A 10,191-nucleotide genomic window follows, 5' to 3' on the forward strand; every position below is an offset into this window, starting at 1 on the left:
GAAAGGCCACATCAAGGTATCAATGGAAAAAAACCTATCGAAATGACCACCCTAAACAACAAATAAAAATCCTGATTCTATTACCGAATTAATAAACCCTTACAATTGCGAGGTACGAAGCAATCGCGAACTATGCAGGGCGAATATGCATGGCCGCCCTGCCTCCGTGCGATTGCTTCGTACCTCGCAATGACAGGCTGGTGATAGCGGGAAGGTTTATTTAGTTACTTTTATTATTCAAGTTATTTATAATCAGCTAATTATGTGATTTTTATTTTCAGACTTGGATGTTTTTTTGTACTTTTGTGTGTCTTGATGTTACGTCTGTAATATCTGAATTGGTCCCACCTAAAAATTAAAAACCTGATGAATAATTCTGAAAATTTAACTTTACAACAACAACGTTTTTGTGATGAGTATTTGGTGAGCTTTAATGCTTACCGCGCGGCCCTTTGTGCCGGTTATAGTGAAACTACGGCTAAGAAAGCCGAACTGCTGCACCAGCCTAAAATTCAGGCTTACCTTAAAGCCGGGATGGCTAAAAATGCCGAACGGTTGCAGGTTAGCCATGATATGATTTTGCGTGAGCTGGCTAAAATTGCTTTTAGCAATATGGGTAATTATTATGATGATAATGCTACTTTGAAACCCATGAGCTTATTGACCAGTGATGAGAAAGCTGCCATTAGTCATTACCAAATTATGGATTCGACTGACGAGTATGGTAACCGGGTTGGCGAATTGAGCCGGATTAAACTGCATAATAAGATGAGCGCTTTGGATAAGATTGCGAGGCATGTGGGATTCTACGGAGTTAAGACTCAAGAATCAGGATGCAAGAATCAGGAGGAAGAGCTTAAAGCAGAAAGCTTAAAGCACAAAGCTGTTTCTGAGACTCAAGAATCAGGATGCAAGAATCAGGATGAAGATGGTTTGTTGGTGAATGGCGAGGGGGAACTTGTTGCTGAGGCTGCCACAGAAGATGTGGTTATGCTGATTGATGCTGGTGCTTTGCACAATTCATCGGCAAGGGCGGGAAAAATTCTTACTTTATCCCCCCTTGTTGAAGTGCGTGAGGCTGATGCTGAAGTATATGTGACGAATCTGGCGGGGTACTTATCCTAAAGAGGTTGCTTCGTACCTCGCAATGACGTGGTGGTGAAAGTGCAGGATTTGAAATAGATGTTTAAACGTGTAAAATACGTATTTATACGCATATGGAAAGCGGCATGTGGTATTTACATTTGTATTGCCTTTTACATCTACACAATGAAAATCAATATGGATATGTTAATGATCAAAATTTGCGGTTTGTTATTTGTGATAGCCTGCTTGTTCGCGATTGATTGCTACAGGCAGTACCGCAAGGTGACAGCCATCAGCAATAAAAACCTGATGAATACTTACACTACCGCACAAGGAAAGTAAATCTCAGCCTCTTTTACTTGGTGAACTCTACCAGCACGGAATCGGGGTAGAGGAGTTTTAGGTTATGCTCATCTACCGCTTTTACTACAAATTTGGTGTAAGGGAGATTCCCCTGGAATGAGGTATAAATGGTATCGCCTTTCATAAAATAGTCTTCGGGGATTGGCGAATCGGTGTCCATGGTGAATTGCTTACCGGTTATTTTCAATATGGTTTCGTTATCTTTTGATCGCCATTCGCCTTTGATCTTGCTGGCTTTTGAGCCTGAGCAGGCCGTGGTAGCGAGTACTACGGCAAATATGGCGTTAATGGTGACTAAAGTGTACGTTTTCATAAGAGTAGCAGCGGTATTTACCGGTACTAACTCAATTGTTCGGCCAAATGCTGCATTTCGAGTACCGGAGAGCGTTTTTTGTACAGAATATTGTATACGGCGCTGCAAATAGGCATATTTACCTTGTATAGCTTGTTAACCTGGTGTAGGCAATTTACTGCATAATATCCTTCGGCAACCATATTCATCTCTAACTGGGCCGATTTTACGGTGTAACCCTTGCCTATCATGTTACCAAAGGTGCGGTTACGGCTAAACTGGGAGTAGGCGGTTACCAATAGATCGCCCAGGTAGGCGGATTCTTTGATATCACGATCAATAGGGTGTACGGCATCCACAAAGTGCATGATCTCTTGAATGGCATTGGAGATCAATACGGCCTGGAAGTTATCGCCATAGCCTACTCCATGACAGATTCCGCTGGCTACGGCATAGATGTTCTTTAACACGGCGGCGTATTCAGTTCCGTAGATATCGTCGGACACGTTGGTTTTGATGTAGCGTGTTTGGAGCATGCCGGCAAAAGAGGCGGCCAGTTCGGTATCCATTGACGCGATAGTGAGGTAGGAGAGTTTTTCTAAGGCTACTTCTTCGGCATGGCATGGTCCGCTGATCACGAGGAAGTTCTCGAAAGGCACTTCGTAATGCTGGTTCATGAATTCGCCGATGATCTGGTTCTCGTCGGGCACGATGCCTTTGATGGCCGAGATGATCTTTTTGCCGCGTAGATCGTCGATAGTGATATCCTTTAGGGCATCTTTTAAGAATGCCGCAGGTACGTTAAGGAGGATAAAATCACCCTTAGCAATGAGTTCTTTGAGATTTGTGGAGATATTTTGAGCGGGTACTTTGATCTCGACCGAGCTCAAGTAATTGGGATTGTGCTTGTATTGCTGAATATGATCAACGGCTTGCTGGCTGCGCATCCACCAGTAGATCTCTTTATCTACGGCATTATCGGTGAGCATTTTAACATTGGCCGTTGCCCAACTGCCCCCTCCTACTACTATTATCCTTTTTTTAGCTTGAATATCCATGAAAATGATTTGTCCTGCTAACAAAGAATTGGTAAGCTTTGTTAGCAGGACAAAATAAGTAATTATTCAGCAGATATCTGTTATTTCTTGCTGCTATCGGCTGTAAAGAGTTTGCTCTTGTCTACTTTTTCAACCTGCATCTTATCATTCAGGGTTTTAGATATGGCAGAGTATGGTCCGGAAACTACTTCTTCGCCACCTTTAAGGCCTGATAATATCTGGATATAGGTATCATTCTGGATACCGGTGGTTACTTCAACCTGTTTAACGGTAGTAGTTTTAGCATCGTAAACAAACACGTATTCTTTAACCGCATCGGTGGTCTTTTTAGTTTTGGAATCGTCTTTTGGCGGCGCTACATCAGCTTTTTTATCTTCATCCTTTTTCAAACCACGCGTGGTAACAGATTGGATAGGCACTGATAAAGCCGTAGTATGGTTAGTTTGAATATCAACAGTAGCAGATAATCCCGGTTTAAATGGCGATGGGTTTTTTGAACCTGCGGCAACCAAGTTAGCATACGATGCCGGCACCACACGCACCTTAACGGTGAAGTTAGTAACCTGATCGGCATTGGTACCTACTACGTTGGCAGAGCTACCTATCTCTCTTACCACGCCTTTGAACTTTTTGCCTAAGAACGCATCAACTTCTATCACGGCTGAATCGCCTAAGAGCACACGGTTAATGTCGTTCTCGTTCACATCAACGTTAACATCTAAGGCGCTTAGGTCGCTAATGGTCATGATCTCGGTACCTACGTTTTGCACGGTACCTAATACACGCTCGCCTTTTTCTACCGATAGTTTGGATACCACACCATCAACCGGTGAGTAGATGCTGGTTTTGGCCAGGTTATCTGATGCTTCTTTAACCGATGCTGATGATTGGGCCAAACCATAGTTTGAACCGATCTGATTTTGACGGGCGGCTTCTAAAGCTGCTTTGGCCGACTGGTAATCCGCTGTAGCGGCATCAAATTCGGCAGCCGAAAGTACCTTTTTGCTGTAAAGCTCTTTACTACGTTTGTACTTAGCTTCCGAGTTGGCAAAGTTAGCTTTCGATTGCTCGAACATTTGAGCGGCATTACCAACACTGGCTTTTTGGGTATTGTAAGATGCAATGGCACGCTCATAGCCCGATTTCAAGATATCCGGACGAACCTTACAAAGTAGCTGGCCCTTCTTAACAATATCACCTTCCTTAATAGGCAACTCAACGATCTCGCCCGATACTTCGGAGCTGATCTTTACCTCAATTTCGGGTTTGATCTTACCACTGGCGGATACTGTTTCAATGATGTCGCGCTTATCGGCTTTCTCTGTAGCCACCTGTGTTTTGCTTGGTTTGCCAATTACGCCGGTTGCTTTTAATATAACAAGCAGCACCACTAAGGCTCCAAGCGTTATCAATATATATTTTGTAGTCTTTCCCATGATTGTTTGATTTCGGATGTCGGATTGTTTGTTGAGCTTTTATAAAGTAATAGGGTTACCCAGATAATAGTCGATTATTTTGCTGCGGAATATCAATTCGTACTTAGCCTGTATCATATCAAATTCCGATTTATTGAGTGTGGTTAACGATGTATTATAATCGAGAGAGTTGATCAACCCAACATTGTAACGTTGTTGTACCACATCATAAGAATCCTTGTTTGATTGGTAAGTTTGCTTTGCCGATTGGTATTTCTTTTCGGCCGCCCTTACATCTAATACCGCTTGGTTAATGGTTTTGTTCAGGTTATTCTTAGCTATCTGCGCGTTCACATCGGCTATTTGATAATTGATATTGGCCTTACGAACATTGGTACGGGTTGCAAATCTTCCAAAAATAGGTATCTGTACGCCTAAAGCTAGTCCTTGGGTAAAGTTATTGCTTAACTGATCTCCAAAAAGAGCAAGCCTGTTTGCATCCGAATAATATGAACCTAACGACCCCTGTAATGATACCGTTGGATAATAATAGCTTCTGGCTACCTTAGTACCCTGAAATGCTGTTTGTTTTTGCAGTTCGGCCAGCCTCACATCAGGATTTACAATCACCGAACTTTCAAATACAGTCTGTGCATCAAATACTGATTTTACGTCGGTAAGCTTGCTAACATCGGGCTTTTCAACAGTGATGGCAGTTTTAGGGTCCATCTCCATATATTGCTTAAGTGTCAGTATCGATATATCCAATTGATTTTGGGCCGTTGTTTGATTGAGCTCGGAAGTTGATACAGTTGCTTTAGCTTGAGATAGATCGGCCAGTGTACCGTTACCTACATCAAAGGTTTTTTGCGCCCTGTCTAAAGTTTGCTTGCTGATATCAACCTGTTGCGTAGCGGCTGTTAGCAAATCCTGATTGCTTAAAACCGATAAGTAAGTAGTGATCACATTTAAGACCAAGTCGTTCTTTACTTTCGCGGTGCTGCTTTTATCAACATCCAGTTGCAGCTTGTTTTGCAAAATCTGGTTTTTCAGCAAACCTCCCTGGTATAATGATACCTGTGATGATATCCCCCCATTTATACCAAACACACGCTGATTAACGTATTGGTATGATGATACATCCAAACCACGGCCAAAATTTAAAGTCGCCTGCGGGTTAGCCATTAAATTTGGCAAACGGTTGTTTTTGGCCTGGTTGTAGTTCTCAACATCTAAAGCCTCGTTAAGCTGTGCATTTTTAATGGTGAGGTTACGCTCTAAAGTGCGATCGACAGCCTTTTGCAGCGTGATAACCTCCTGCGCCTTAGCCTTAAAGCTACCCATCAGCAGCATCGTGCAAACAAGCAAGCCTAAAAACCCTTTATTATTAATGTATGATATGTTTAGGTTCATTTTCATTGATCAAATATCAGTATAATGCACTGCTGCTAATTTATTTATATTTTTTAGATACATTTTACCTTACTTTGTTACTATGTATCTGGTAAAAACACCATTGCTGTTAAAAAAGCTTTATCCTGGCCTCATCTGGAACCTTAACCGGGATGAGCGATGCATTTATCTCACCTTTGACGATGGACCCATACCTATTGTTACACCATTTGTATTAAAAACTTTAAAACAGTACAATGCCAAAGCCACCTTTTTTTGCATTGGCGATAATGTGATCAAACATAACGATGTTTTTGAACAGGTAAAAGCCGACGGCCACACCATAGGCAATCACACCTTTAACCACTTACGTGGCTGGGCAACCCGTACCGACGAGTATGCAGCTAACTTTAAAATGTGCGACGATTTATTGCACACACCCTGGTTCCGCCCGCCTTATGGCCGCATAAAACGCAAGCAAGTTGATGAATTGAAGAAAGTTCGCAACAACGATATCAAATTCATTATGTGGGATGTGTTAAGTGGCGATTTCGACCAAGATCTTAAACCCGAAACCTGTCTGCACAAAACGCTAAAAAGCACTCAAAACGGCTCAATAGTAGTTTTTCACGATAGTTTGAAAGCGTTTCCGCGATTGGAGTACGTCCTCCCACGCGCCATGAAATACTGGGGTAAAAAGGGATTTACCTTTAAGGCTCTGTAATCACAAGGGGGATATTGTAAGATATTAGCTCAATATCTCAACTAACCTTTCAAAACACAAAAGTCTTGATTCCTGGTTCTTGACTCTTACTTCTTCCCAACAGGGGGGGGGGATATTGTAAGCTGTTTTTAAAGAACTTTACCGGATTAACTTCCTGATTTTCATTTTGTTATTCCTTATACAAATATACAACAATTATTGTTGTATACCTTTACCTCTCTCATATTTATTTGGCTTTTGCTAAATAAATCATTTACATTTATTCAGCAATTACCTTATCATGAAACGCCTTTTCTCCGCAACCATACTATCAATTATTTTACTGGTAACAATTAATGTATATGGACAGGTAACCTTCGCCGTAGATGGTTTTTCAACAGATTTTTCGGGGAAGATTTATATTTCAGATACATCTCAGGTATTTAGCAAAGGCTGGGTTGAAATTTTAGACAAGAAAACCAAAAAGCAATTGATCAGAGTTAATTCGGATGAACTAACATTTGAGCTACATAATGGCAAGCTGCTTGCAAATATCAAACAATCGCCTTACGGCGAACAGAGTAGCATTATTTACCAGGATTTTAACTTTGATGGGAAATATGATTTCGCCATAATGGACGGCCAAAACAGCTGTTATCACGGCCCATCATACCAAGTTTATTTAGCCACTGCCAATGGCTTTAAGTTAAGTGCCGATTTCACGCGATTAGCGCAGGAGTACTGCGGAATGTTTGACGCGGATACCAAAACAAAGCAAATAACTACTATGACAAAAAGCGGTTGCTGCTGGCACCAGTATAGCCTGTTTATAGTTCAAGACAACAAGCCCAAAGCCATAAAAATTACGGAAGACGACGAAACCAATATACCCTACAGTATATATTCCGAAGAAAATTGGAATGGTAAAAAAATGGTGAGATATTCAAAAAAAAATATTGATTTAACCCAGGAGGGCGTTAAACCTATTTTAACGTTTACAGTTGATAAAAATGGAAAGCAAATAGCATTATTTAACTTGAACAACCGTACATTAAACTACGCGGTTATCAGCAAAGAAAACACCGTCGAATTTTCTTACCCAATTACAATCGTTTACCAAAATCCCGATTTTACTTTTAATAGCGAACGAAATGTCTTGACATTTAAAAACAAAAATGCGACCTATACAATTATTGAGCAAGACAAAAATGTAACCCTTCAAACTAACATTAACGGCAAAGCTTACACCTGGGTAGGCAATGCCCAAACAAAAAAAGGAGCCTTGCACCAGTTGCTAACTACCAGGCTTGATAACGTGGTGATAAATTAGTCTATGGATTTAAACGACAATGAGCACATCAACCTTTGCAATATATAAACCCACATCTTCCATCTTACCTATTACATCATACCTAACATCTTCCACTCCACCCTTATCTTATTTAGAACGTATCCAAATAAAACTTCAATTACAATAGTATATCAAATACTTACTAAATTTTGTAAATTCGCAGCAATCTTAAAAACAGACTTAAAAAGCTGCTTTTAAATACTTTTCACCCCATAAAATTCTATAATATGGCTTTTGATTTAGATATGATCAAGAAGGTTTACAGTAACCTCGGCAGCCGTGTCGAAGCTGCCCGCAAGGCAACTGGTAAACCTTTAACTCTAACCGAGAAAATTTTATACACCCACCTTACCGAAGGCGCAGCTAAACATGCTTATAACCGTGGTGTTGACTATGTAGATTTTGCACCAGACCGTGTTGCCATGCAAGATGCTACGGCGCAAATGGCTTTATTGCAATTTATGCAAGCTGGCCGTCCGCAGGTAGCCGTACCTTCAACCGTACATTGCGATCACTTGATCCAGGCCAAAATTGGGGCTGATAAAGATCTAAGCACAGCAAAAGATCAAAATAAAGAAGTATATGATTTTCTGGCCTCCGTATCAGACAAATATGGTATCGGTTTCTGGAAACCCGGAGCAGGTATCATCCACCAGGTTGTTTTAGAAAACTATGCATTCCCGGGTGGTATGATGATCGGTACCGACTCTCACACGCCAAACGCGGGTGGTTTGGGTATGATCGCCATTGGTGTTGGTGGTGCCGATGCTTGTGATGTTATGGCAGGCTTACCTTGGGAGCTTAAATTCCCTAAACTGATCGGTGTTAAATTAACAGGTAAATTAAGCGGCTGGACATCAGCTAAAGATATCATTCTTAAAGTTGCAGGTATCACCACAGTAAAAGGTGGTACAGGTGCAATTGTTGAGTATTTTGGCGATGGTGCTACATCACTATCTGCAACAGGTAAAGGTACCATCTGTAACATGGGTGCCGAAATTGGCGCAACCACTTCTATCTTCGGTTACGACCCTAAATCAGAAGCATACTTACGCGGTACCGAGCGTGGCGATATTGCCGACTTAGCAAATGCCGTTGCAGCACACTTAACCGGTGACCCTGAAGTTTACGCTAACCCTGAATTATACTTCGATCAGGTGATCGAGATCAATCTGGACGAATTGGAACCACATATTAACGGTCCGTTCACACCGGATTTGGCCTGGCCTATCTCTAAATTCGCGCAAGCGGTTAAAGAAAACAACTGGCCTACTAAATTAGAGGTTGGTTTGATCGGTTCATGTACCAACTCATCTTACGAGGATATCACCCGTGCGGCATCTATCGCTTCACAGGCTATCAGCAAAAACATCAAAACAACTGCCGAGTTTACCATTACTCCGGGCTCGGAATTGGTACGCTACACAGTTGAGCGCGATGGTTACTTAAAAACCTTCGAGAGCATGGGCGGCGTGGTATTGGCTAACGCTTGCGGACCATGTATCGGTCAATGGGCTCGTCATACCGACGATCCTTCACGCAAAAACTCTATCATCACTTCCTTCAACCGTAACTTCGCAAAACGTCAGGATGGTAACCCAAACACACACGCGTTCGTAGCATCTCCCGAGATCGTTACCGCGTTCGTTATCGCTGGTGATCTAACCTTCAACCCGCTTACAGATTCTTTACCAAACGCCGCTGGCGAAATGGTTAAATTTGACGAGCCAATGGGTATTGAATTACCTGTTAAAGGTTTCGCTGTTGAAGATGCAGGTTATCAGGCTCCAGCCGAAGATGGTAGCGCGGTAGAAGTTAAAGTTGATCCAAAATCAACCCGCTTACAATTGCTTGATCCATTCGCGGCTTGGGAAGGTACCGACATTAAAGGCTTAAAACTTTTGATCAAGGCAAAAGGTAAATGTACTACCGATCATATCTCTATGGCTGGCCCATGGTTAAAGTTCCGTGGTCACCTGGATAACATATCAAACAATATGCTGATCGGTGCTATCAACTACTTTAACGATAAAGCCGATACAGTTAAAAATGAACTAACCGGCCAATACGGACCGGTACCTGCTACCCAACGTGATTACAAAGCCAATGGCATAGGTTCTATCGTAGTAGGCGATGAGAACTATGGTGAAGGTTCATCACGTGAGCACGCGGCTATGGAACCACGTCACTTAGGTGTACGTGCCATCCTGGTAAAATCATTCGCCCGTATCCACGAAACCAACTTAAAGAAACAAGGTATGCTTGGCCTAACATTTGCCAACAGCGCCGATTACGATAAGATTTTGGAAGACGACACATTCGATATCAATGGCTTAACCACCTTTGCACCGGGTAAACCACTGCAAATTGTGATCAACCACAAAGGCGGCTTAACCGACACAATCGAAGTAAACCACACCTACAACGCTCAGCAAATTGAGTGGTTTAAAGCAGGTGGCGCGTTAAATATCATCCGTCGTCAGCAAGCTTAATTAAGCTGCAAGCCACAAGCTTTTAGCTTCAAGTAATAA

At 42.0% G+C, this 10,191-nt stretch carries 9 protein-coding genes; 5 read left to right on the forward strand and 4 right to left on the reverse strand.

Translation table 11 applies throughout. The features are described from left to right. The first annotated feature begins 366 nt into the window (after window positions 1-366). On the forward strand, window positions 367-1,125 hold the full coding sequence (locus tag ABIN91_RS09635; protein ID WP_348050882.1) for a terminase small subunit: 759 nt from the start codon (window positions 367-369) through the stop codon (window positions 1,123-1,125). A 144-nt stretch (window positions 1,126-1,269) separates the two neighbouring features. Then, window positions 1,270-1,428: a hypothetical protein gene (locus ABIN91_RS09640; RefSeq protein WP_348050883.1), complete on the forward strand. Its 159-nt coding sequence runs from the start codon at window positions 1,270-1,272 to the stop codon at window positions 1,426-1,428. Between the two features lie 13 nt (window positions 1,429-1,441). Here the strand turns inward: ABIN91_RS09640 and ABIN91_RS09645 are convergent, their stop codons facing one another. The 4 genes from ABIN91_RS09645 to ABIN91_RS09660 form a co-directional block, all read right to left on the reverse strand. Further along, complete coding sequence (locus ABIN91_RS09645; protein WP_348050884.1) at window positions 1,442-1,762, reverse strand: hypothetical protein; 321 nt, start codon at window positions 1,760-1,762, stop codon at window positions 1,442-1,444. A gap of 26 nt (window positions 1,763-1,788) precedes the next feature. Beyond that, on the reverse strand, window positions 1,789-2,799 hold the full coding sequence (locus ABIN91_RS09650) for an NAD(P)H-dependent glycerol-3-phosphate dehydrogenase (RefSeq protein WP_348050885.1): 1,011 nt from the start codon (window positions 2,797-2,799) through the stop codon (window positions 1,789-1,791). Between the two features lie 80 nt (window positions 2,800-2,879). Next, on the reverse strand, window positions 2,880-4,235 hold the full coding sequence (locus tag ABIN91_RS09655; RefSeq protein ID WP_348050886.1) for an efflux RND transporter periplasmic adaptor subunit: 1,356 nt from the start codon (window positions 4,233-4,235) through the stop codon (window positions 2,880-2,882). A 39-nt stretch (window positions 4,236-4,274) separates the two neighbouring features. Then, window positions 4,275-5,633 (reverse strand): TolC family protein, encoded by a 1,359-nt coding sequence (locus ABIN91_RS09660; RefSeq protein ID WP_348050887.1) that lies wholly within the window; start codon window positions 5,631-5,633, stop codon window positions 4,275-4,277. Between the two features lie 76 nt (window positions 5,634-5,709). Between ABIN91_RS09660 and ABIN91_RS09665 the strand changes: the two genes are divergently transcribed. The 3 genes from ABIN91_RS09665 to ABIN91_RS09675 all read left to right on the forward strand — a co-directional run bounded on the left by ABIN91_RS09665 (window position 5,710) and on the right by ABIN91_RS09675 (window position 10,152). After that, window positions 5,710-6,330, forward strand: a complete 621-nt coding sequence (locus ABIN91_RS09665; protein WP_348050888.1) for a polysaccharide deacetylase family protein — start codon at window positions 5,710-5,712, stop codon at window positions 6,328-6,330. A gap of 280 nt (window positions 6,331-6,610) precedes the next feature. Then, window positions 6,611-7,639, forward strand: coding sequence for a hypothetical protein (locus ABIN91_RS09670; RefSeq protein WP_348050889.1), 1,029 nt, complete (start codon window positions 6,611-6,613; stop codon window positions 7,637-7,639). Between the two features lie 248 nt (window positions 7,640-7,887). Next, entirely contained in the window at window positions 7,888-10,152 is a 2,265-nt protein-coding gene (locus ABIN91_RS09675) for an aconitate hydratase (protein ID WP_348050890.1), read from the forward strand. Window positions 10,153-10,191 lie beyond the last annotated feature (39 nt).

Origin of the sequence: Mucilaginibacter sp. (genome assembly GCF_039921305.1) — a bacterium.
Taxonomy (GTDB): Bacteria; Bacteroidota; Bacteroidia; order Sphingobacteriales; family Sphingobacteriaceae; genus Mucilaginibacter.